At 42.0% G+C, this 22,000-nt stretch carries 22 protein-coding genes; all 22 read right to left on the bottom strand.

Features of this window, described 5'->3' with window-relative positions; translation table 11 throughout:
• Positions 1–5: 5 nt before the first annotated feature.
• The 22 genes from spoIIE to yabG all read right to left on the bottom strand — a co-directional run bounded on the left by spoIIE (position 6) and on the right by yabG (position 21,826).
• Complete coding sequence (gene spoIIE, locus A6749_RS12780; RefSeq protein WP_066389987.1) at positions 6–2,480, bottom strand: stage II sporulation protein E; 2,475 nt, start codon at positions 2,478–2,480, stop codon at positions 6–8.
• A gap of 262 nt (positions 2,481–2,742) precedes the next feature.
• Positions 2,743–3,174: a S1 domain-containing RNA-binding protein gene (locus A6749_RS12775; protein ID WP_066389986.1), complete on the bottom strand. Its 432-nt coding sequence runs from the start codon at positions 3,172–3,174 to the stop codon at positions 2,743–2,745.
• Positions 3,175–3,269: 95 nt separating this feature from the next.
• Entirely contained in the window at positions 3,270–3,653 is a 384-nt protein-coding gene (locus A6749_RS12770) for an FtsB family cell division protein (RefSeq protein ID WP_066389984.1), read from the bottom strand.
• Positions 3,654–3,674: 21 nt separating this feature from the next.
• Positions 3,675–4,307: a spore cortex biosynthesis protein YabQ gene (gene yabQ / locus A6749_RS12765; protein WP_066389982.1), complete on the bottom strand. Its 633-nt coding sequence runs from the start codon at positions 4,305–4,307 to the stop codon at positions 3,675–3,677.
• Entirely contained in the window at positions 4,304–4,606 is a 303-nt protein-coding gene (yabP, locus tag A6749_RS12760) for a sporulation protein YabP (RefSeq protein ID WP_066389979.1), read from the bottom strand. Before yabP ends, yabQ begins: the two co-directional genes overlap by 4 nt.
• A gap of 73 nt (positions 4,607–4,679) precedes the next feature.
• Positions 4,680–4,958: an RNA-binding S4 domain-containing protein gene (locus tag A6749_RS12755; RefSeq protein ID WP_066389977.1), complete on the bottom strand. Its 279-nt coding sequence runs from the start codon at positions 4,956–4,958 to the stop codon at positions 4,680–4,682.
• A gap of 20 nt (positions 4,959–4,978) precedes the next feature.
• Entirely contained in the window at positions 4,979–6,448 is a 1,470-nt protein-coding gene (gene yabN, locus A6749_RS12750; protein ID WP_066389976.1) for a bifunctional methyltransferase/pyrophosphohydrolase YabN, read from the bottom strand.
• A complete protein-coding gene (locus A6749_RS12745; RefSeq protein WP_330220443.1) occupies positions 6,442–8,073 on the bottom strand; it encodes a putative polysaccharide biosynthesis protein in 1,632 nt (543 codons plus the stop codon). The genes yabN and A6749_RS12745 overlap by 7 nt, the downstream gene beginning before the upstream one ends.
• A 125-nt stretch (positions 8,074–8,198) precedes the next feature.
• Positions 8,199–8,735 carry a stage V sporulation protein T gene (gene spoVT / locus A6749_RS12740; protein WP_066400953.1) on the bottom strand — a complete coding sequence of 179 codons (537 nt, stop codon included), beginning with the start codon at positions 8,733–8,735 and terminating at the stop codon, positions 8,199–8,201.
• 198 nt (positions 8,736–8,933) lie between these two features.
• On the bottom strand, positions 8,934–12,476 hold the full coding sequence (gene mfd, locus A6749_RS12735; protein ID WP_066389974.1) for a transcription-repair coupling factor: 3,543 nt from the start codon (positions 12,474–12,476) through the stop codon (positions 8,934–8,936).
• 149 nt (positions 12,477–12,625) lie between these two features.
• Complete coding sequence (locus A6749_RS12730; RefSeq protein ID WP_066389969.1) at positions 12,626–12,856, bottom strand: anti-sigma-F factor Fin family protein; 231 nt, start codon at positions 12,854–12,856, stop codon at positions 12,626–12,628.
• Positions 12,857–13,042: 186 nt separating this feature from the next.
• Complete coding sequence (pth, locus tag A6749_RS12725) at positions 13,043–13,603, bottom strand: aminoacyl-tRNA hydrolase (RefSeq protein WP_066400952.1); 561 nt, start codon at positions 13,601–13,603, stop codon at positions 13,043–13,045.
• Positions 13,604–13,854: 251 nt separating this feature from the next.
• Positions 13,855–14,490, bottom strand: a complete 636-nt coding sequence (locus A6749_RS12720) for a 50S ribosomal protein L25/general stress protein Ctc (protein ID WP_066389962.1) — start codon at positions 14,488–14,490, stop codon at positions 13,855–13,857.
• A gap of 145 nt (positions 14,491–14,635) precedes the next feature.
• Positions 14,636–15,592, bottom strand: coding sequence for a ribose-phosphate diphosphokinase (locus tag A6749_RS12715; RefSeq protein ID WP_066389961.1), 957 nt, complete (start codon positions 15,590–15,592; stop codon positions 14,636–14,638).
• Positions 15,593–15,611: 19 nt separating this feature from the next.
• Positions 15,612–16,985: a bifunctional UDP-N-acetylglucosamine diphosphorylase/glucosamine-1-phosphate N-acetyltransferase GlmU gene (gene glmU, locus A6749_RS12710; protein WP_066389960.1), complete on the bottom strand. Its 1,374-nt coding sequence runs from the start codon at positions 16,983–16,985 to the stop codon at positions 15,612–15,614.
• Positions 16,986–17,201: 216 nt separating this feature from the next.
• Entirely contained in the window at positions 17,202–17,492 is a 291-nt protein-coding gene (gene spoVG, locus A6749_RS12705) for a septation regulator SpoVG (RefSeq protein WP_003347151.1), read from the bottom strand.
• A gap of 185 nt (positions 17,493–17,677) precedes the next feature.
• Complete coding sequence (locus A6749_RS12700) at positions 17,678–18,052, bottom strand: RidA family protein (RefSeq protein ID WP_066389957.1); 375 nt, start codon at positions 18,050–18,052, stop codon at positions 17,678–17,680.
• 15 nt (positions 18,053–18,067) lie between these two features.
• Positions 18,068–18,886 (bottom strand): pur operon repressor, encoded by an 819-nt coding sequence (purR, locus tag A6749_RS12695; RefSeq protein WP_066389956.1) that lies wholly within the window; start codon positions 18,884–18,886, stop codon positions 18,068–18,070.
• 57 nt (positions 18,887–18,943) lie between these two features.
• A complete protein-coding gene (gene ispE, locus A6749_RS12690) occupies positions 18,944–19,813 on the bottom strand; it encodes a 4-(cytidine 5'-diphospho)-2-C-methyl-D-erythritol kinase (protein WP_066389955.1) in 870 nt (289 codons plus the stop codon).
• Between the two features lie 311 nt (positions 19,814–20,124).
• A complete protein-coding gene (locus A6749_RS12685; protein ID WP_066389954.1) occupies positions 20,125–20,307 on the bottom strand; it encodes a small, acid-soluble spore protein, alpha/beta type in 183 nt (60 codons plus the stop codon).
• Positions 20,308–20,446: 139 nt separating this feature from the next.
• On the bottom strand, positions 20,447–20,710 hold the full coding sequence (gene veg, locus A6749_RS12680) for a biofilm formation stimulator Veg (RefSeq protein WP_066389953.1): 264 nt from the start codon (positions 20,708–20,710) through the stop codon (positions 20,447–20,449).
• A 237-nt stretch (positions 20,711–20,947) separates the two neighbouring features.
• Entirely contained in the window at positions 20,948–21,826 is an 879-nt protein-coding gene (yabG, locus tag A6749_RS12675) for a sporulation peptidase YabG (RefSeq protein ID WP_066389952.1), read from the bottom strand.
• Positions 21,827–22,000: the final 174 nt, after the last annotated feature.

Genomic DNA, 22,000 nt, shown 5'->3' with positions numbered 1-22,000 from the left:
ACTTGTTATGCACGACGCTTCAGTTTCGGAACAGGAATCGATGCCCATTTCGGTGTATTATGTTTAATTTTTGCCACTGCTACCGTCATATCATCATCAATCATGTCTGACCTGGAGCGAATAACCTCTTCTAGAATTAAATCAGCCACTTCCTGAGGGTCATCGGTTTCCAATTCGTGAAGCTTACGTTTCATCCATAGATCATAATTTTCCACATGTTTCGGTCCCTCAAACACCCCATCACTCATCATGATTAATAGGTCCCCAGCCTTCAGCTGCTCATCGACAACATCTACTTCGAACTCTTGGAGAATACCCATCGGTAAATTACTAGCCTGGATTTTAATAATCTTTTGGCCCCGTTTGATGAAGCTTGGAGTTGAGCCAATTTTCAGGAATTTTGCGGCAGCATCCTTTAAATCAATCATCGCCAAGTCCAGTGTTGAAAATATTTCATCTGTCGTTCTTAAGGAGAGGATGGAGTTAACCGATTTAATTGCCACTTTTTCTTCAATTCCTGATTGCAGAATTTTTTGCAGCAGCTGTAAGGTTTCCTTACTCTCATAATGGGCCCGTTCGCCGTTCCCCATACCATCACTAATGGCCAGTGCCACCTTACCAAGACCTAATTCAATGGTGGAATAACTGTCACCGGAAATTAGCCCTCCATCCTTCGCCGCATGGGCAAAGCCTGTTTCCACGGTATATGCCTTCGATGACCTAAAGGTGCTATGGCAGAATCCGCCTGAATGGCTCGCGCAGTCTTCCTTTTTTACAACAATCGTTTCACCAAGAATATCGGTCAGCATCGGGGCAATTAACTTTTCACATTCTCCATGGCCATGGCAAAATGGAATCGCCATCTCAATATCAATATTTCCCGGCTCAAGACTATAGATTTCCACCTGTTCAATGTGAATGCCGAAGCCTTGAATGGCCTCTATAATTTGTTCTTCCTGTTTATAATAATTTTCTCGTTCCCGCTGAATTTCCTTTGCAAAATTATCCATTACTTCGGAGACACCTAATAATTGGTCAGCAACCAGCTGTCGGCTCTCTTGGACCTTTTTCTTTAATTTTTGACTTGCTTGGAAGAATGTTAGCTCCTGGGCTACTGTTTCATATACCTTTTTCGGGCGTGAACACAGCTTTTCCCATTCCCTTGACACCCTAAGCGATATATTCCCGTCATTTTGGTCCATTTGGTGAATAACCTCTTCCATTGCTGCATAGGTTGTACCAAAGTTCTTTGCCCAGCATTGATCTTTTTTAAAGCATGTTTGACATGTCCTTGCCGTTACAGTGCTCATGAAATAATCTAATTCCCGTTCGCTCTCCTCCTCCTTAGAAATTTGGTCCATTTGGGAGAAGCTTTTTGATAAAGCATCGAACACATTAGAAAATTGCGAAACCCGCTGTGCGGTCACATCACGCATTTTTCTCATATATTTTTGCTGTTCGGCCGTATATTCCGGTGTACCGGGAATATATTTGGCTAATCTCGAGGTTAATCCTTGCGGGGTTAATAGAAATAGCACGATGGCCGCACCGGTTTCCATCAGCATTAGCTGTAAAGATCCGCCGCCTTCCCCATACATTCCGATTAAGAGAGTAGCAATCAACAATCCAAATGAGACACCTATTTTTCTTCCTTCCTTTAACAAACCTCCTAATACACCCGAAAAGGCTAATAAACTCATATGATAGAAACTGGATACGCTGGCGAGCGTAAAAATCAATCCAGTCACAACCCCAACCGTTGACCCTACGGTAGCCCCGGCAATAAAGGAGAAGACCATCACAAGATAGCGGGCCATAATATGTTCAATCGACATATCGTATATCTTCCAGCCAATTGTTCCAGTCATGATAGACGCAAGCATAATAATTAAACAGACAATTTCTTCAGTTTTTAATAATTGCCTGCGTTTATACAACGTCAATAATGGAATGCTTTGTAAAAAGATCAACGTTAAGATGAATGCCAGGCAGGACTGTACACCTATCATCATGCCATCATAAATCGTTAATTGATGGGAAAGGATAAATGATTCCGCTACTTTTCCGAGTCCGAGAATGGAGGCAACATAAAAAGGGAGTGCCTTCATTTCATTTCTTAGCCATTTTTGGCTGATACGATATACTATTAAAAAGCAAACGGTGATCATAAAGGTAAATGCAGCATTAGCCAGTGAAAGGGTTGCCGCACCTGCAATTAGTCCGATCAGGGCAAGCGGTGCCCGGTCCTTTTTAATTAAGTAGACAGAGGCAAAAAAAGGCAGACTAAATGGGGTCAGTTTCGCCAGAATTAACGCTCGTCCAAGCAAAAATCCGACAATTAACAAAAGGGCGCCTTTTCTTATAAAAAAGGATTCTAGCATTAATTGAAACTTCCTCATGACGTTCTGAAAGTCCAGTTTCCCTGGATGAAGGTTTACTTCTCCAACTGGTTCTACCATTCCTTGTTCAAGCTTTTCCATGGAACCACTCCCTTGCTATTTTCTGGTTGTCCTCTATTATAAGTTTGCTAGATTTAAAAGTTTGTCAAAATAGTGAATTAGATTCCATAAATCGTTCGACTGTTTCTACCACATTCACCCAAATAGTTAGTATAATCCCGAATAGATGTCGTTATTTCGAAAATTATTAATATATAAGGCATTTTTTTAAACAAAAAAAAGACAAGTCAAATTTTTGACCTGTCTTTTGATCCTGCTATATTTGTTAAAAGTTAGCAGCAAGTTAGCCTCGTCTAGCCCCTCTTCCGCCGCGCTTAGACTCTGTATTTCGCTTTAGTGAAGATAGGCGGTCTTCACTGTCCTTTAAAAAGCGCGCCATTTTTGATTCAAATGTTTCTGTTCTGTTGCCACCGCGATCGTTTGCCTTGCCTTGACGAGGACGTTGCGAGTGGGAATGTCTTCTTTCAGGCTGCTCTGGTCTATCCTTTGCCTTTTTAATGGATAACCCGATTTTTCCATCCTTTTCAACATTAAGGACTTTCACCTCAACTTGATCACCAACTTTTAAATGGTCGTTGATGTCCTTTACATAATTGTCAGCAACCTCACTGATGTGTACAAGTCCTGTTGATCCATCCGGCAGCTCCACAAACGCTCCGAAATTTGTAATCCCTGTTACCTTTCCCTGTAACTTGCTGCCTACTTCGATTGACATAAAAAAAATGTTCCTCCTTAAAAAATTAAAAAATCATACTTACATTATATTATACAGAAAGGGAAAATTAAGTGTCAATATGACTATAGATTGGTTCATTTTTCCTTATCCTCATCAGGAATATTAAAGATAATTTCATTCTTCTTTGAGAAAAAGTATTCTTTCCTTGCCAGCTTAGCAATGTACTCCTTATCGTTTAGTTTCACGATATCTTCCTTCAGAACCTTTTCCTGCTTCTTTAACTCAGAATATTCCTGATCGAGCTTCTTTTTTTGTACCATACTTGCTTCTAACTTTGTGGATTGGCTCATAAGACTGGAGATCATACAATACGAAATAATACACGCGAGAACAAAAAACAATGAAAGCCGTCTAACCAACAGCTTCCTATTCCTAGCCGAGGCAATTTCCGCATACTCCTGCTGCTTCACATAGGTTGTCTGTATTTTTGATACATTTCTTTGTCTTTCCTCTCCCATTTTCCGTACCCTTACCCTTTCTTACTCTTTTCGCTTTTTCCACTTATTTATCCACTTAGTAAAGAAATTCGTTATTTTCTTGAAATTTCCTGCTATTCTATTATATAACTTCTCGACTGATTTTTTAAGACCTTTCGGCAAAAGTCTCCAAAATATCCACAATATCTTCTTCAATATGGTCAAAACGATGTTTACGATAAATTTTAAAACTCTTAACACGAATTGTACAAGGGCCCAAAGCCCCCTGCCAAGTGCCACAATAATAACTGTCAGAAGCTGAACCAATCCGACAATTGGTTTAAAAATAAGGAGGCGGAGGGCTTTCTTGATAAAGCGGTAAATGACTATAACTGTTTGAATCAGCCATTCCAGCAGGCGAAGGTAAATACCTTTAAATAAACTTTGATAGGTGGCAAATCCACAGATAAGGGCTAGGAAAATATAAAACCTGATCTCTCCCTTATTTACAAGAAATAAGGTATAAAAGATGATTAAAGCTTGTATTACCCAAAATAACAAGTCATTAAAAAAAACAATCCATTGCTTCCGCTTCGGCCGCTTTAAAAAGCGCTGATACGTATCAAACATGGCGCCAAATAACGACCCCATGCCGATCATTGAAAGCATAGTTACAAATTGTGTGGTGAGGGTCATCGGAACAACTTGCTAAAGAATCCCTTAGCTTTCTCCCCATGCTGCTCGTCTAGATAAACCAAGTCATAAATCTTCCCTTTTATCGAGACAATCCCTTTTTCGACATCTAAATTCTTCATTTGCAGATTTTGCCCTTTAATTGCTAAAAAACCCATTACGGTTTCTAATAAGAACTCTTCATTATCAAAGCTTTCTACTTGTTTAACACCCGTAATATCAAGAAGCTTTCTTCCCCTCATGATCACATCATGGTCTTGAATACTGCCTTTAGATGTACCCGGCTCATAATATTGGCTCATTTTTCATCCCTCACAATCATTTGTACAATCATCTTGTACATTTTTATGTGAAAAATGAAAAATTAGAACTCGATTAGTCCATTGGGTTTTCTGCCGGACTAAGCCTTTCTTCCTTTAAAATCGTATACATCTCAGCCGCTTCTTCTTTCCGGGTCGTTTCCTGAATCCGCTCGATTCTCACCGTTACTTTTCGCTGTCCAAGTCTTAATGTCAATTCATCGCCTGCCTTAACTGTTGAACTGGCCTTGGCAACACTACCGTTGATTTCAATTCTCCCTTGATCCGATACTTCCTTTGCCAACGTTCTGCGCTTGATTAATCTTGATACTTTTAAAAACTTATCCAATCTCATCTAAAGCACAACCCCTTCATCTACAATCCTTTTACTTTTGCTTCATCCCAATAGCGGTCAAGCTCTTCAAGCGTATACTCCTCAAAAACTCTGCCACTTTCCTTTACCCGACTCTCAATATAGCTAAACCGGCGGATAAACTTTTCATTTGTTTCAAATAACGCTTCTTCAGGATTTATTTTTAAAAATCTGGCTACATTCACAAAGGCAAACAATAGATCACCGAATTCCTTTTTCGCCCGTATGAAGCTGTCAGCAGTTCCGTCAAGCTCGGCCGTAAATTCCTCTAGCTCTTCTTTCACTTTCTCCAAAGCCGGGGTAATTTCCTCCCAGTCGAAACCAACTTTTGCGGCTTTTTTCTGTAATTCTGCGGCCCGCAGTAAATTAGGCAGGGCCGTTGAGATACCCGCGAGCAAAGATTCAGGCTTACCTTCTCCCTTTTCCTGCTCCTTGATCTGCTGCCAATTTGCAACAACTTCCTCCGCATTAGATGCAGAGGCAGTCCCAAATACATGTGGATGCCTGCGGACCATTTTGGCCGACAAGCCTTCGATCACATCATCGATCGTGAAATATCCTTCATCAGTGCCGATTTGAGCATGAAGCATCACCTGCAGCAGGACATCACCAAGCTCCTCAATTAAATGGTCAATATCGCCCTCATTAATGGCTTCAATTACTTCGTACGTTTCTTCAATTAAATATTTTTTCAATGATTCATGGGTTTGTTCCTTATCCCATGGACAGCCTTCTGGACCCCTCAAATCAGCAATAATCTCACGCAGCTTGGTGAAATTCTTCCAAAGAATCTGGTCCTCCATTACTGGCGGAACATAGACCGATGTAAGGTTATTAATAGACATATTACGGTCCAGCTCGTACAACGGTACCTTAGTAAGAACTTCATCCCGGCTGCCGGCCGCCGTCACAATCACTACTTCATAATCATCTGGCAGCTTCTCCATGAGTGTTAACTTGACATTTGAGGCCGTAAATTGATCGTATACCTGACTGATGATGATATGCTGATCCATTTGTAGCTGCTGCGAATGGAGGGATGTTGCGTCAAGCAGCTGAAAACCTTCAATTGGGTCAATCTTTAAAGAAGCAAATAAAGCATCGATAAAGCTTTGCCCGCCGCCAATCACAATCTCAATTCCACGCTTTAGACCTTCCGCCAAGAGCAGCTGAACAGTCTGCTCGGCAACGAGCGGATGGCCCGGGACGGCATAGATGACTTCTTCTGTTTCCGCTTTTTGCAGTAAAACCCGGGTGATTTCCTGATACACCTCTTCAAACCGCTGATGCCTTTCATAAATCGCATCGAAGGAGGTATAGCTCATCCCTTCCTTCTCTAATTCCGGGACAACAGGATGTTCCTTTGTCCGCAAATATAAATGGCCGGCCGATACTATTTTTCGATAAATACCCAGCGGCAGCTGATTAATATCGCCTGCCCCCAGGCCGATAATTTCAATTGTTTTTACCATTGTTTATCCTTTTCCTTTCGCATCAGGTGCATTAGCTTACTTCCGAACGGGAATAGAACGAGCTCACCCGGAGCAAATACTTTCCCTCTAATAATCATCAATAAATAAATAATCCCGCCCCCAAAAACAGCGCTTAATGCTTGAATTGCAGCCCCCGTACGGCCTCCGCCTATTGGTCCGGTAACATACATAAACGCTTTTAAAAAGATGACCATTACAATGGCTGCTACAGTCACCTTCATGAATAGACGAAGCGGCAATAGCGGTGCCGCTGTCATTTTTTGCAGTCTTAGTAAGAACACAGCAGAAACCAAAGCTAGCGCAATCAAAGAAGAAATCGCCGCCCCCATTGTCCCAAGCAGCGGCACAAAGAGGATATTCAGCATATATTTGATTGGGAACACAGAGACAACTGTTATTGCCGGGAACAGCAGACTGCCTAATCCCTGCATAACGGCAATCACCGTTAAAATAATTGATGTAAATAAAATCACAAAACCAAGAACACCTAGAACATCCGAACCATATTCGTTTTCGAACAGCATTATGTTGGCGGGCCTGATAATGGCCCATAAGCCGAACGAAGCACCTCCACCAACTACGAGACTCACCTTGATCGCCAGTTGAATTTTCCCATGTAAGCTGGCAGTATTAGCAGCAAGTCTTTCCCTTGTTATAAGCGGAACAATCGCAAGTGACATCGAGGTTGCCGCTACGGTCCCTAATTGGATCAGCGGCTGGCCGCGGTCAAACACTCCTTTTAAGCTTTTGGCAAGGCTCTGTTCGATTCCGCCTGCCGTCAGCAAGGAATAAAGATTTAATGAATCGGCTAATTGCAGCAATATTAACAGCATCCCGCTAAGACAGACCATCAGTCCTTGCATGGAAAGGGCTTTTACAACCAGCTTCGCTTCTAACAAAATATTTTCGAACATTCCTTTTTTGGGACTGATTAAATTCCATTCTTTACGAATCCATAAAAACATAAACAAAAGACTTGCAGAAACAATACTTCCGGTTATCGAGCCAAACATAGCTCCGGCACCTATATTGTACAATGTATGGCCGCTGTTAATTAATAAATACGATAGTAAAAGAATTGTTATGATTCTGACTGCTTGTTCCCCCACCTGTGAAATAGCGGTAGGGACCATATCGCCAATCCCTTGAAAATAACCCCTTAGGACCGCAGTTATGGGGAAAGTTAAATATGTAATCGAAACTACCCGAATTAACGGGACAAGCTTGTCATCATTCATCCATGCGGCGATTTGCCCTGCCCCAAAATATAGTACGAAGAAGCAAAGAAAGCCAAAAATCTGTAATGTTAAAAAGGATATGAGCAGGAGAAAGCGGGACTTTTCACCGTTTCCCTTTTCCTGCTGCTCTGTTAACAGCTTAGAGATTACCACCGGAAAGCCGGTAGTTGCGAGTACAATGGCCATACCGTAAAACGGATATACCTGCTGATATATGTAAAAACCGATATCACCGACAATGTTTTGAAAGGGAATACGGTAAACAGCGCTTAAAACCTTTGTAATCAACGCCGCAATCGTTAAAATAAATGCCCCTTTAAAAATTGTCTGTGATGATTGAACAAGCTTCATTGGTTCACCTGCCAATAATAAACTCCAAAGTAGTATTATAGCATATTAAAACCCAAGCTTTGGAGCAATAAAAAAGGCAGCCGCCGCTGCCTTTTTTTTTAGTCTAGCCTCTGCGCATAAGCGCTTTAAGCGTATCTTTCTTACTGTTCCATTTGTCTCGCTAGGAATCCAGCTGCAGTTTCTACCGCCTTTTGCTCTACTTCGCCAAGTGTCCCTTCTTTGGAGAAAATCACGACTGCCCCGATTGGGTCGCCGTTTGCAATGATTGGTCCGATAGTGTACGAGGAAATTGTCTCCTCTGAGCCATCAATTAACGCAATATCACTCTGCTGGGTAACCAGTACCGAGCTGCGGTCTTCCATTGTTTTCTCCACTAATTTGCCAATGTTTTTATTTAAATAATCCTTTTTAGAGCTGCCTGCTACCGCAATAAACGCATCTCTATCACAAATCAATACAGGGTTACCGAGGCTGTCAAATAGGGCTTCTGCATACTCTTTAGCAAAATCGCCTAATTCGCTTATAGGTGAATACTTCTTTAAAATGACCTCCCCGTCGCGATCAACAAAAATCTCTAACGGGTCCCCTTCACGAATACGTAAGGTTCTGCGTATTTCTTTAGGGATTACGACTCGACCTAAATCATCAATTCGACGAACTATTCCAGTTGCTTTCATCCAATGTTGCCTCACTTTCATCTGATGATTTTTCAACTTGGGGATGACAAACATTTCAATCATCTCCAACTTTGAACTTAGTATCTTTCATCTGGAAAGTTCTATTCACAATTTTTTCACATATACAGGAAATATTCCCTTTCCTGCCTCTTAAGTGAAAAGTACTGATAGATGTTTAGCAATTTTCCGAAATATCGTTTAAACCGGATTTTCCTGTCCCTTTTTGGCTAAAATAATGCCTTTGACCATTTCAAATACGATATGAAGCCACTGCGCTGTCTGATAGCCTTTTGTATTCACGACTATTTTCAGCTTTTTGCCCTCCATTCCAGGAGTCACCGATCTGCCAAATTGGCTGCCAATATGGAACAGCTTGCTCCCGTCCATTGTATTGGTAACCTCTTCTGTCAGGAGAATGGTTACGTCCTGCTTTAACTGTTTGATGGATTCAACACCATTTTGAATCGCCAGCACCTTCATTTCGGCAATATGGAATAGATAGGAGACCTCATCAGGATACTCGCCAAAGCGGTCTAACATTTCCGCTTGAAGTTCTTCCACATCCTCTAATGCTTCGATCCCTCTAAAGCGCTTATACATTTCAATTTTTTGGTGCCCATCCTTAATATAAGAATCTGGAATATAAGCGTCAATTTCCAGATCAATTTCAACTGTTGTTTTGACTTCTGCATGCGGGTCACCGAGTTCCGCTTTACGCTCCTCAATCGCCTCTTTCAGCATTTGTGAGTATAAATCAAAGCCGACAGAGTCAATAAAGCCATGCTGCTGCGCTCCTAGTAAGTTGCCGGCGCCCCTGATGGATAAATCGCGCATGGCAATTTTAAACCCGGAACCGAGTTCAGTGAATTCTTTAATCGCCTGCAGCCTCTTCTCTGCAACCTCCGTCAATACTTTGTCTTTTCGGTAGGTAAAATAAGCATAAGCCACACGATTGGATCTGCCCACACGGCCGCGCAACTGGTAAAGTGTTGACAGCCCCATCCGATCCGCATCAAAGACAATTAGTGTATTGACATTCGGAATATCGACTCCTGTTTCGATAATGGTTGTGCTGACAAGCACATCAAACTCCCCGGCCAGGAAGCTGATCATTACCGACTCTAATTCATTTTCCGACATTTGCCCGTGGGCACATGTTACGCGGGCATCGGGCACAAGCATCGAAATTTCTTCTGCTTTGCGTTCAATATCCTCAACCCTGTTATATAAAAAGTAAACTTGTCCGTCGCGGGCAAGCTCCCGTTCAATAGCTTCTCTGACAAGCGCGCCGTTATATTCCATTACATATGTTTGCACCGGGAAGCGATTTTCCGGCGGTGTTTCAATGACTGATAAATCACGAACTCCAAGCATCGACATATGAAGTGTTCTTGGAATTGGTGTGGCGGTTAACGTTAAGACATCGACATTTGTTTTCAGCTTCTTAATTTTTTCCTTATGGGTAACGCCAAAACGCTGCTCTTCATCAATAATTAACAATCCTAGATCACGGTAAACAATATCCTTTGACAGCAGGCGGTGGGTTCCAATCACGATATCAACCGACCCGGCCTTTAACCCTTTTAATGTTTCCGTTTGCTGCTTTTTCGAACGGAAACGGCTTAATAACCCAATATTGATTGGATAGTCTTGGAAACGTTCTCGCAGTGTCTCATAATGCTGCTGAGCCAGGATTGTCGTTGGCACCAAAAAGGCTACCTGTTTCCCGTCTGCAATGGCTTTGAAGGCAGCACGTATGGCTACCTCTGTTTTTCCATAACCGACATCCCCGCATAATAAGCGGTCCATTGGACGCGGCCGCTCCATATCCTTCTTAATCTCGTGTATCGAACGCAATTGATCATCTGTTTCCTGATAGGCAAAGCTCGCCTCAAATTCCCGCTGCAAATCGCCATCTGGAGAAAAACCAAAGCCTACTGCTGCTTCTCGTTCAGCGTATAGCTTGATTAGATCATCAGCAATATCTTCAACGGAGGATTGGACCTTCTTCTTTACCTTCTTCCAATCACTGCCGCCAAGCTTATAGACCTTTGGTTCCTTGCCTTCCGAGCCGACATATTTTTGGACAAGATCAATTTGCTCCACAGGAACATACAGCTTGTCGGTTCCTTGATAGCGGATATGGAGGTAATCCTTATGAATGCCGTTAATGACAAGCGTCTCAATCCCTAAATATTTACCGATTCCATGATTGACATGGACGACATAATCGCCAATTTTGAGTTCAGAGTAGCTTTTAATTCTTTCGGCATTTGATAGCTTTTGACGGCTCGCTGATTTTTTAACCCGTTTATGAAATAGCTCCTCTTCTGTAATGACAGCAATTCTTTGAAGCGCCATTTCAAACCCTGTATGCAGATTTCCCCTGATAATTTGAACCTTGCCGGGAAGCATTTGCTGATTGCCATCTACAATACTTGCAGAGATTTCATAGTCTTCAAGAACTCTTTCTAACTTTTTGACCCTTTCTTCATCAGGCCCTAAGAAAACAACCGCATAATTTCCTTTTGTCCAGCGCTCAATTTCCGATTTTAACAAATGCATCTGTCCGTGGAAATTCTGCATTTGCTTACAGGATACATTAATGATATTTTGCGGGCTGGTATTGGCAACATGCCGCAAAAACAATGAAAAATACAGGAGTGGAAATTGCCCTTTATGCATAAGCGTCTGCAAATTATGTGATATATGAAGGTCATGAATAATCTGGCCTTCACTTAAGAGAGATGTGTACCACTCCGCTTCCTCTTTTACAAGCGAATCATTCATTTCCTGCACACGGCTTATTTCATCAATGATAACCAAACCGTTTTGCGGTAAATAATCTAGTAAACTATTAGGGCTTTCATAGGCGAGCGACAAATACTTAAAAACTTGATCAGGCTTTTGATTATGTCTCAATTGCTCTAGTTCAAAGCTGATATTCTGCGAGAGCTGCAATTTAGCTTTTTCATCCTTCACTTTTCTTAAGCTTGCAGCTAGCGCGGATTCGAGCTGCTCTGTCATCCGGCTGTAATTATCCGGCTCTATGAGCAGTTCTGTTGCCGGTCCAATCAATACCTCTGAAACCTTTTCCTTTGAACGCTGATCCTCTAAGGAAAAATAACGGATGGATTCAATTTCGGTATCAAATAACTCCATTCTTAGCGGATTTGCTTCAGTAAGCGGGTATATGTCAATAATTCCCCCTCTTACACTGAATTCCCCCGGTGTTGACACCATCTCTTGGCGCGTATAGCCCATTGTTATAAACGTATTTAAAATTTCATCCGGATCGATATCTTCGCCGACTTTAAAGGATAGCTGGTATTTTTGCCATAATGGTTTAGGCGGCAGGATTTTTTTTAACCCGGCAATCGGCACAATTAGAATCCCCTGTTTTTGCTTGCTCCAGTAATTTAAGGCTTCTATTCTTTGCGCCTTAAGCTCCGGACTGGCAATGCTCATCTCAGCAGCAATTAATTCGTTTGCCGGAAACAAATATACTTCCTTTTCACTTACTAGATTTACAAGGTCATCATAGAGTTTTTGAGCCTGTAATAGATTATGGGTAACGAGCAGAATTGGCCGTTTCATTTGTTCATAAAGAGCAGATGTTAACACTGTCCGAGCAGAACCTGATAGCCCGGCAATTAATTGTTCTTTTAATCCCCCATCCACACCCGCTATACAAGCGCGGATATCCTCTTGATGAAGAAATAATGATTTTAATCCATTCAAAGGTTCCACCTCCCTAAGCAGAATAAGCGGTATTTTAGTTCCGCTTTCTTCGTTGTAATTAATTTTCTTGTTTTTATTAAGATTGAAAAAAATTATGATCAATAATTGCAAATAGAAAAACGCTTTGGAGTTTCGTCCAAAGCCTGAAATTAATGAATTAGGAAATCGTATTGATGGTAATCTGGGTTACGCTCTAACGCTTCCTGACAGTCTTCGCAAATCGCAGCTATATGAATATCGCCGGCTGAGTCGTACGCGACCATATCTTGCCTCTCTTGCTCTGTTAATTTATGGAGGCCGAGTGCCTCTGAATGGACCGATGCCTGCTCAAGTCTGCCAAGTTTTGTGCCGCAATGACGACAATGGTAATGAATGGCCACGCCTGTCCCTCCTTCTAGTCTCATATTTACTTTATTAGTATGAGCTTTATAGGAGGAAGTTATTCATAATCAGCTGTTGCCTTGTATTTATTTTGCCGCTATATTGCTTTATTGTATGAATCAATAGTTTGTATCATGATTAAAAAGCGAAAGTGGCTTTACATGGTGCTTCGGCTGTATGAAAGGTTACTGATTATATTCATTCATTACTTGCAAAAAGGGCTTATTCAGCCACGCCTCGCAAGCATCTGCACTTTTTTTCACAGCGCTTTCAATCTCGGGCTGCTCATCTGGGCGAAAGCGGCCCAGTACATAATCTGGAACACTCATTCCCGTATCAGGACGGTCGATGCCGATACGAATGCGGTTAAAGACCTGTGTCCCTAGATGGGCGACAGTTGATTTAATCCCATTATGGCCGCCGGGGCTGCCTTTTTGTCTGAGGCGGATTTTCCCCACCGGTAAATCAAGGTCATCATAAATAATCAATATATCTTCTAAATCGATTTGATAGTAATCTGCCACAGCCCTAATCGATTCCCCGGATAAATTCATATATGTAAGCGGCTTTAACAGCAGCACCTTCTCTCCAGAAACCTGCCCAATGCCATATAACCCCTTATGTTTGGATTGAGTCAACGGGATATTCAAACGGCTGGATAATTCCTCAACCACTTCAAAGCCTACATTATGCCTGGTATTCTCATATTGCTTTCCAGGATTCCCTAAACCGACAATTAACTTCATTTTACCTGGGCCCTCTCCCTCTTCCACTTTCGCCTGTCTTTTAAAAATTTTCCGAAACATTTTATTCTCCCGTATTCAAAATGGATAAAAGACGTAACCTTAAACTGGTTACGCCCTTTGTCCCTATTCTTGTCTAGCTCCAGCACCTAGGGGCTCGGGGTCATAAGCCAATCCGTCAAGAAGGCTAAAAAGCAGCCTTCTCGCCGGCTCGTCTTATGCCTGTCGCCCCTGACCAAGGCGCTTCCGCTTTTCTATTTCCCTACTGGTTCCGTTTCTCGTCCTTCTTCATTATCAGGATGGCCGCCTTCTTGCTGTTCACCAGCGTTAATTTCCTCTTCCTGCTTAGGAGGAAGGATCGAGGCAATTACTTCATCCTCTTCATGGTTAATCGTAAAATCACCTTGATAGAGGATATCAGCAATTGTTGCCGTTTCGCCAACCTGAAGGTTCGATACATCCAATTCAATTTCCGGTGGAATTTGATCTGGTGTGGTCGTAATCGATATTTCATGAAGCGGCTGCTGGAGGACACCGCCGTCCTTTACACCGGCTGCCTCGCCAGTTAAAACGAGCCGCACCCCCACCGTGATTTTCGATGATTTATCGACCGCTAAAAAGTCCACATGTATGATATCTCGTTTAATACAATCCTCTTGGTAGTCCGATAAGATGACATCTACTTTATTGCCGTCAATATCCAGCGAAATGATGCCATTTCTGCCTGCCATTCGAATCGTTTTTGTTAAATCTGCCGAGCTGACAAACACCGGCTTGCTTTCAACTTTTGCTCCGTATACGACAGCCGGGATATTACCATTATCACGAATTTTTCTAAGTTCTGACCGCCGCAGTTCCTTCCGCTCCTTTGCTTGTAAAACAGTACTCATGAGTTTGTCACCTTCCTATTTTTTTAAAACAGTCATCTTTATAAAAATACCCTAAAACAGGAAGGTCTAAACATTTTTTTGTGAACGGGCAGGGCTGCAGCACCATGTGAGTGAAGACCTAATCACATGTAATCCGAAATAAAACTTAGTCAAATAAGGTGCTTACAGACTGCTCTTCATGAATCCGAATAATTGCCTCAGCAATTAACGGCGCCACTGACAGGCTTTTAATTTTTTCAATCTTCTTCTCTTCCGGCAGCGCAATTGAATTTGTTACAACCAATTCTTTAATTTTGGAATTTTGGATCCGTTCAATCGCCGGTCCTGACAATACCGGGTGGGTACAGCTGGCGTACACTTCTTTCGCCCCGTTTTCAACGAGTGCATTAGCCGCAAGTGTGATTGTTCCAGCAGTATCAATAATGTCATCAATTAAAATGGCAATTTTACCTTCAATATTACCAACGATATTCATTACTTCCGCTACATTCGGTCTTGGACGGCGCTTATCAATAATGGCAATAGGCGCTTTTAGACGCTCGGCCATTTTTCTTGCACGGGTTACCCCGCCATGGTCTGGAGAAACAACGACAATATCGCCATTTAACTCACGGTTTTTAAAGTAATCAGATAAAATCGGCACGCCCATTAAATGATCAATTGGAATATCAAAGAATCCCTGAATTTGCGGTGCATGTAAATCAAGTGTCAGCACTCGTGTCGCACCGGCAGTTTCAAGCAGGTTTGCTACTAATTTCGCAGTAATTGGTTCACGGGCACGCGCTTTACGATCCTGACGAGCATAGCCGTAATATGGCATGACAATATTAATCGTTTTTGCTGATGCGCGTTTTAGGGCATCAATCATGATTAATAATTCCATTAAATTTTCGTTTACCGGCTGACTGGTGGATTGAATCACGTACACATTGCAGCCGCGGACGCTTTCTTCAATGTTAATCTGAATTTCTCCATCACTGAATCTGTGTACGGCACATTTCCCTAGTTCGACACCGATTTCTTTAGCAATTTCCTGTGCCAACGGCTGATTCGAGTTTAAACTAAACAGCTTTATTTTTGGATCTAAATATTGATTTGACATGGTGGCCCTCCATAATGGTCTATTTCTTAAGATTTAATTTGTCCACATAATTTTCTTTATTCACTTGATGCGCTCGGGCAATCGATAACGCCTTTCCCGGAACATCTTTGGTAATCGTTGAGCCTGCAGCAACATAGGCACCTTTGCCGATTGTCACAGGCGCTACTAAATTCGAATTACAGCCAATAAACACATCATCTTCAATCTTAGTTAAGAATTTATTTTTCCCATCGTAATTAACCGTAATAGAACCGCAGCCAATATTTACGCCGCTTCCAACTTCGGCGTCACCAATATAGCTTAGGTGTGAGGCTTTGCTGCCATTTCCGAAAACAGCCTTCTTAATTTCAACAAAGTTGCCAACCTTAACATCATCATGAATATCTGATTCAGGGCGAATATGAGCAAATGGTCCAATACTAACCCGGCAGCCAATTGAGCTTTTAAATGCAGCTGATTGCCGGATGACTGTGCCGTCGCCAACCTTGCAGGAATCTATTTCGGAATGAGGGCCAATCTGGCAGTCTGCACCAATCGTTGTGTTTCCTTTTAGAATGGTTCCAGGATAAATCACCGTATCCTGGCCAATTGTCACCTCTGATTCAATATAGGTGCTCCCTGGGTCTATGATAGTGACGCCGTTTCGCATATGGCCTTTGTTAATTCGTGAACGCATAATCCGCTCGGCCTCCGCCAAAGCAACACGATCATTCACCCCTAAAGTTTCTTCCAAATCATCAGTCTGGAAGGCAGAAACGATTTCGCCTTGTTTTTTCAAAATCTCGATAACATCCGGTAAATAGTATTCCCCTTGAACATTGTCATTTGAAACATTTTTTAATGCTTCAAATAAAGCGATATTGTCAAAGCAATAGGTTCCGGTATTAATTTCATTAATTTCCCGTTCACTGTCTGAAGCATCTTTATGCTCGACAATTTTTTCAACATGGTCATTCTCATTTCGAACAATACGACCGTAACCGGTCGGGTCTGTGATTCTAGCAGTGAGGATGGTTGCTTTCGCACCTGTTTCCTCATGTTGCTTAAAGAGCGCTTCCATTGTTTCTGACTTGATTAATGGAGTGTCACCGCAGACGACAATGGTCACTCCCGCTTTACCAGCTAAGCTGCTTTCTGCCTGCATGACGGCATGAGCAGTTCCTAGCTGCTCCCCCTGTAAGGCATAGTGCGAACCTTCGCCTAATTGTGCCTTTACTTTTTCTGCACCGTGGCCAATGATTGTGACTATTTCCTCTATATTAAGCTCTCTGACCTGGTCCACTACATGTTGAACCATCGGCTTGCCGCAAACAGGGTGTAGAACTTTATAAAGCTTTGATTTCATCCGCGTTCCTTGTCCGGCGGCTAAAATCACAGCATAACGATTAGACATGGACAGTCCTCCAATTATCCTTTTAATCCATTTTATCCATTATAAAATATTATCGTAAATGGGACCTCATTTCAAGGAATGAACTGCTGAAGGGCAATTTTGTCAATTAATTATTGGAGACAAAAAATGGGGTTTTTTTCGAGCCTTGAACTTTAGATGTATTTTTCCACAATAAAAAGAGCCTTCGGAGAAGAAAGGCCCTAGTTGTTTTCATCCTCAGGAAGCTCCGGCTTCTTCAAATTCTACTTCTAATTCACCTAAACGGTGGTACTCAGCCAACACAGCTTCTTGAATTTTTCCGCGTGTTCCTGAATTAATTGGATGCGCGATATCGCGGAACTCTCCATCAGGAGTACGCTTACTTGGCATTGCAACAAATAAACCATTATTGCCATCAATTACACGGATATCATGGACAACGAATTCATTATCTAAAGTGATTGAAGCAATTGCCCGCATACGGCCATCCGTATTCACGCGGCGTAATCTAACGTCAGTTACTTCCATGTGTTCACACCCTTTTCCTAATGATAACAAGCTTGTTTATTAATTCAACAAAACCCGGAGGATTCCTTCTTTATTTTTAAATTTTTTTGAAAAATAAAGCCGAAATAGTGAAGATTTGTAAAAAATGGCTTGTTTTTAACAAAAAGAGGAAAAAACCATCGGAAAAGGGCTATATTTTCGTTCTTTTATTTGATTAAGGCAATAACTTCAATCTCAACTAGCACATCTTTTGGCAGCCGTGCAACTTCCACACAGGAACGTGCAGGTTTGTGCGCTGAGAAGTACTCACCATACACTTCATTAAGGTCTGCGAATTCATCCATGTTTTTAATAAACACAGTAGCCTTTACCACTGTTTCCAGTGATGCGCCGGCAGCTTCAAGTACCGCCTTTAAATTTTGAAATACTTGGTGTGTCTGTTCTTTAATCCCGCCTGAGGCAAGAGTGCCTTCTTTAGTCAGCGGAATTTGGCCTGAACTGTAAAACATATTTCCAGCAATAATTCCTTGTGAATATGGACCAATGGCAGCTGGTGCTTGATTTGTTTGAACATAATTCATTTTGCTTCCCCCACTCTATTTTATAAAATAGTTTCCTTCATGGACATTAATCTTTTTATCTTTTACATCGACATCCGATAATTTGACGAGCGATAAATAATCATCAACTAGCCGATCCTCCGTCTTTTCTGCTTCAACCAAAACGGCAATACCGGCTAAATGGGCATTAAACTCCTCCAGCATGCTGATCATTCCTATGACTGTACCCCCGGCCTTCATAAAGTCATCAACAATTAAGACGTTGGCATCCTGCTTAATGCTGCGCTTTGATAGAACCATCGTTTGAATCCGCTTCGCTGAACCCGACACATAATTTATACTTACCGTCGGACCCTCCGTTACTTTGCTGTCTCTTCTAACCATGACAACCGGGACATTTAACTGGCTTGCAACAGCATAAGCGAGCGGTATTCCTTTGGTGGCAATTGTCATGACAACGTCAATCTTGGTGTCAGCATAGGCAGAGGCAATAATCCGTCCTGCATTTTGCACAATTCGAGGGTCGCCTAATATATCCGTCATATATAGATACCCGCCAGGCAGCAGCCTTTCGGGATCGGCAATCAGATCACATAAATCTTCCACAAATGGCTTGGCTTCATCCATACTAACCTTTACAAAAAACTTAACCCCGCCAGCAGCGCCAGGAACGGTTTGCAGTGTACCGATTCCTCTTTGCTCAAAGGTCTCCTTCACAATGGCCAAATCCTCGCTGATAGATGACTTGGCAGATGAATAGCGCTCGGCAAAAAAAGTAAGCGGCACTAACTGACGCGGATGATCTAATAAATAATTTGTCATATCAATCAAACGTTCACTGCGGCGAAATTTCATAACAATCCCCCATCAAAACCGTATATTCTATATAAAGAATACTATTATTGTGCGTCTTTAATCAAGTGTATGTCTTTCTCCCAGCATTCTTACAGCGAAAACCTGATCGCAAAACCCTCTTAATCCGTTATAAATTCGGTGCATCCTGGAATCATGCTGAACCAAACCGAAAACTGTCGGTCCGCTTCCGCTCATCAGAACAGCATCGGCACCAAATCGTTTCATCTGATCCTTTATTTGCGCTACTTCGGGATGGAGGTTTAATGTGACATCCTCTAACACATTGCCAACATTTTGGCATACCTTTTGGTAATCATGATCCTGGATGGCATCAATCATGGCACTGATATCCGGATGCTTCGTCCCGCTTATATTTAAACGGCGGTAGACTTCTGCTGTTGAAACACCGATAAACGGCTTAGCAAGAATCACCCAGCAAGTCGGGGGCGCCGGCAGTTCGGTTATAAATTCGCCTCTTCCTTTTGCCAAGGCTGTCCCGCCATATACACAAAAGGATACGTCCGAACCGATTTCACTGCCAAGCTCAGCTAATTCATCCAGTGTGAGTCCAAGATTCCATAGCTTATTGAGGCCTCTCAATGTTGCTGCCGCGTCACTGCTGCCGCCTGCAAGCCCCGCAGCTACCGGAATTGTCTTTTCAATGGTGATGACGACACCCTTTTTCACTTGAAACCGATCCTTTAACAGCTGGGCTGCTTGAAAGGCCAAATTGCGCTGATCATCCGGAACGTAACGATTGTGGGAAAGTATATGTATTTTATCCTCTTCTAACAATGACAGCTCCACTCGATCGGCTAAATCGATTGTGGTCATAATCATTTCAACCTCATGATAACCATCAGGTCGTTTATGTAATACATCCAATGCTAAATTTATTTTAGCTGGTGCTTTGACTAAAAGCTTCACGCTTGTCCACCTACTTTAATAATGTTCCAGCTTAAGCACCTAAGAGAGGCAATGCCGACGCTAAACCGACAGTGGTGCTTTTTCTGTTTCCGCTTCATTTTTTGTCCTATTTTACCACAAAATGTACAAAGTAAGACGTATGTTTATTCATATCTGTTAAAATAATTATTTTACCATCCGTTTTTTCTCAAAAAAAGCCTTCTAGGAAACTTTTGATCAAACCAAGAAAGCCGGGAGAAGACTCCCGGCAAAAGCTGTGGTAATTTGTTTGTTTATTGAAAAGCGTTAAATGCCTTCAATTAGGACTAAGATTATTGAGGTCCCCGACCCGCTATCTGCTGCTCTGCAAGTTCTATTGCACGTTTTACCATATTCCCTGCATCTCTGGCGCGAATACCGCCCCAGCCTTCCTTTTGAACAACATCGTAGAAGCCAAGATCTTTCGCCAATTCTTCCTTGAACTGATTGGACATAATGCCTCTTCTTCTGCCCATTTAAACAACCCCTTTCTTACCACAGTATCCTTAGTATGGGGATTATTAGGGGATTCATTAGAGCCAAAATATCCCCTTCAAAAAAAAGCAAAGCAAAAAGCAGTAAACGCCCCGTTTACTGCTGTCCATTGCTTATATTCTAGCTTAACGCTGCATGTCCTGCTGCATCTTCATAGAAGGTAATTTGGACTGTTTCCGTCAGCACATCAGCATAGCTGTAGGAAACTCGTTCAAAAGCATTTTCCTCCTGATCTAATTCAATCACAAAAACAGAAGGGTAGGTTTCGGCAAGTACACCTGAACGTTCGATTGTTTTCCGACGTCCTCCGTTTGCCTTTAGCAACAATCTCTTCCCTAGATTTGAGTCAAGGGCCTTTTTGATATCCGCTAAGGTTTTAGTCATTCGGTCCACCTCACTAATGTAAAGTATAACACACTGACACAATCCTGTCAAACAAAAATATAAATTATATCAGTCCGACAAAAAGTTTGTCAATATATTTTATTCTACTTTTATTTCTAAATTTCAACATTTCTTATGATTGCCTTAATTACGTGGTTTATGTATGGTTGAAAAAATAAAAAAATGTGAGCAGAAATAGACATTTTTTGTAAACCTATATTCTGCTCACTCCTTTTATTATTCTTCTTGGACTGGGTTGTAGGGCATTCCGGTTCTTAGGACTCCTCTTGTTTCGATTCCTCCCAATCCTTTTTCGCCTGTGAGGGTGTTGCGCAGGACGTCCCAGACATTTATCCTCTCCATAAATGGGGTAAAGCTTATTTTGGCGACGATATAAACCGGGTCCAGTGCGTGTATGTTAATTCTTGAGGGGGAACTGGCGAAGTTTGCGCCTGCATGTATAAGTGATTCGAAATGAGATTGACAGGCACCGGCGAATATAACCAACTGATCTAAATGCGGGACCTTTTTCCGCGCCTCCTTGACCGTTTGTACAAAATGCTTTGAATGGCGATAGGCATTAATATCGGTAATCTTGCCTTTTGCTTTTGAATACGCATCATGGCCCGTAATGACCAATATGTCAGGGCGATAATAATCAATTAAGCTGCTGATTTTTGTCGGCATTTCTTTTTCGTTACAATGAATTCCTAATACAGGGACGCCCACTTTTTCATACAAAGTCATGCATTTTTTTAAATAAGCAGGGTCACCGTCTAAATGAAGCACCTTTCCGGGGATTTGAAAATAACTGCTTGGTTTAACATACCCGCCTGTCGCCTCATATTCCTGTCTCTCCCGCAGCAGGGTGACATCCTGCGTAAAAAGCTGTAACGACTGTTCTTCAAGGGTCCGATACTCCTTAGACAGCTTTTGTCTCATATTTGAGTTAATCGCCATTAAGTCGTCGTAAGGCGCATCTGCACATAGGCGAAAGTCTTCCCCGTATAGAAACGCCACCTTCTGACCGTTTATCACCTGTATATCAATCACGCGAAAGAGAAGATCGCAATTGTATGAACGTCTGCCGACAATATCATTTATTTTTATGTCCACTGCCGTCACTCCAAATTAGACCAGCAAATAAGGCCTTGAATAAGGTTTCTTCTCATAGGCTATGACGGACTGGATGTCCATGTGAAAAAAAAAGGCGGTGCGAGCAGAGCTTTGCCTTTAGTTATCTAAAGTTATCAATTTATTGATTACCCTAGATAAGTTTTTAGCAATCAC

Source organism: Neobacillus mesonae, assembly GCF_001636315.1.
In the GTDB taxonomy this organism is placed as follows: Bacteria; Bacillota; Bacilli; order Bacillales; family Cytobacillaceae; genus Neobacillus; species Neobacillus mesonae.
Note: the sequence above shows the minus strand (reverse complement) of the source record. Positions and strands in the feature narration are given on the sequence as shown.

What these genes read in the sequence shown, in the direction of transcription:
- A6749_RS12720 (WP_066389962.1), bottom strand. Translation starts at nt 14,490, where the DNA reads ATGAGTACTGTTTTACAAGCAAAGGAGCGGAAGGAACTGCGGCGGTCA.
- A6749_RS12685 (WP_066389954.1), bottom strand. Translation starts at nt 20,307, where the DNA reads ATGGGCAGAAGAAGAGGCATTATGTCCAATCAGTTCAAGGAAGAATTG.
- yabQ (WP_066389982.1), bottom strand. Translation starts at nt 4,307, where the DNA reads ATGACCCTCACCACACAATTTGTAACTATGCTTTCAATGATCGGCATG.
- yabP (WP_066389979.1), bottom strand. Translation starts at nt 4,606, where the DNA reads ATGAGCCAATATTATGAGCCGGGTACATCTAAAGGCAGTATTCAAGAC.
- A6749_RS12755 (WP_066389977.1), bottom strand. Translation starts at nt 4,958, where the DNA reads ATGAGATTGGATAAGTTTTTAAAAGTATCAAGATTAATCAAGCGCAGA.
- A6749_RS12700 (WP_066389957.1), bottom strand. Translation starts at nt 18,052, where the DNA reads ATGAATTATGTTCAAACAAATCAAGCACCAGCTGCCATTGGTCCATAT.
- veg (WP_066389953.1), bottom strand. Translation starts at nt 20,710, where the DNA reads ATGACTAAAACCTTAGCGGATATCAAAAAGGCCCTTGACTCAAATCTA.
- spoVG (WP_003347151.1), bottom strand. Translation starts at nt 17,492, where the DNA reads ATGGAAGTAACTGACGTTAGATTACGCCGCGTGAATACGGATGGCCGT.
- pth (WP_066400952.1), bottom strand. Translation starts at nt 13,603, where the DNA reads ATGAAGTTAATTGTCGGTTTAGGGAATCCTGGAAAGCAATATGAGAAT.
- A6749_RS12770 (WP_066389984.1), bottom strand. Translation starts at nt 3,653, where the DNA reads ATGGGAGAGGAAAGACAAAGAAATGTATCAAAAATACAGACAACCTAT.
- yabN (WP_066389976.1), bottom strand. Translation starts at nt 6,448, where the DNA reads ATGGTAAAAACAATTGAAATTATCGGCCTGGGGGCAGGCGATATTAAT.
- A6749_RS12775 (WP_066389986.1), bottom strand. Translation starts at nt 3,174, where the DNA reads ATGTCAATCGAAGTAGGCAGCAAGTTACAGGGAAAGGTAACAGGGATT.
- spoVT (WP_066400953.1), bottom strand. Translation starts at nt 8,735, where the DNA reads ATGAAAGCAACTGGAATAGTTCGTCGAATTGATGATTTAGGTCGAGTC.
- A6749_RS12715 (WP_066389961.1), bottom strand. Translation starts at nt 15,592, where the DNA reads ATGTCAAATCAATATTTAGATCCAAAAATAAAGCTGTTTAGTTTAAAC.
- glmU (WP_066389960.1), bottom strand. Translation starts at nt 16,985, where the DNA reads ATGTCTAATCGTTATGCTGTGATTTTAGCCGCCGGACAAGGAACGCGG.
- spoIIE (WP_066389987.1), bottom strand. Translation starts at nt 2,480, where the DNA reads ATGGAAAAGCTTGAACAAGGAATGGTAGAACCAGTTGGAGAAGTAAAC.
- purR (WP_066389956.1), bottom strand. Translation starts at nt 18,886, where the DNA reads ATGAAATTTCGCCGCAGTGAACGTTTGATTGATATGACAAATTATTTA.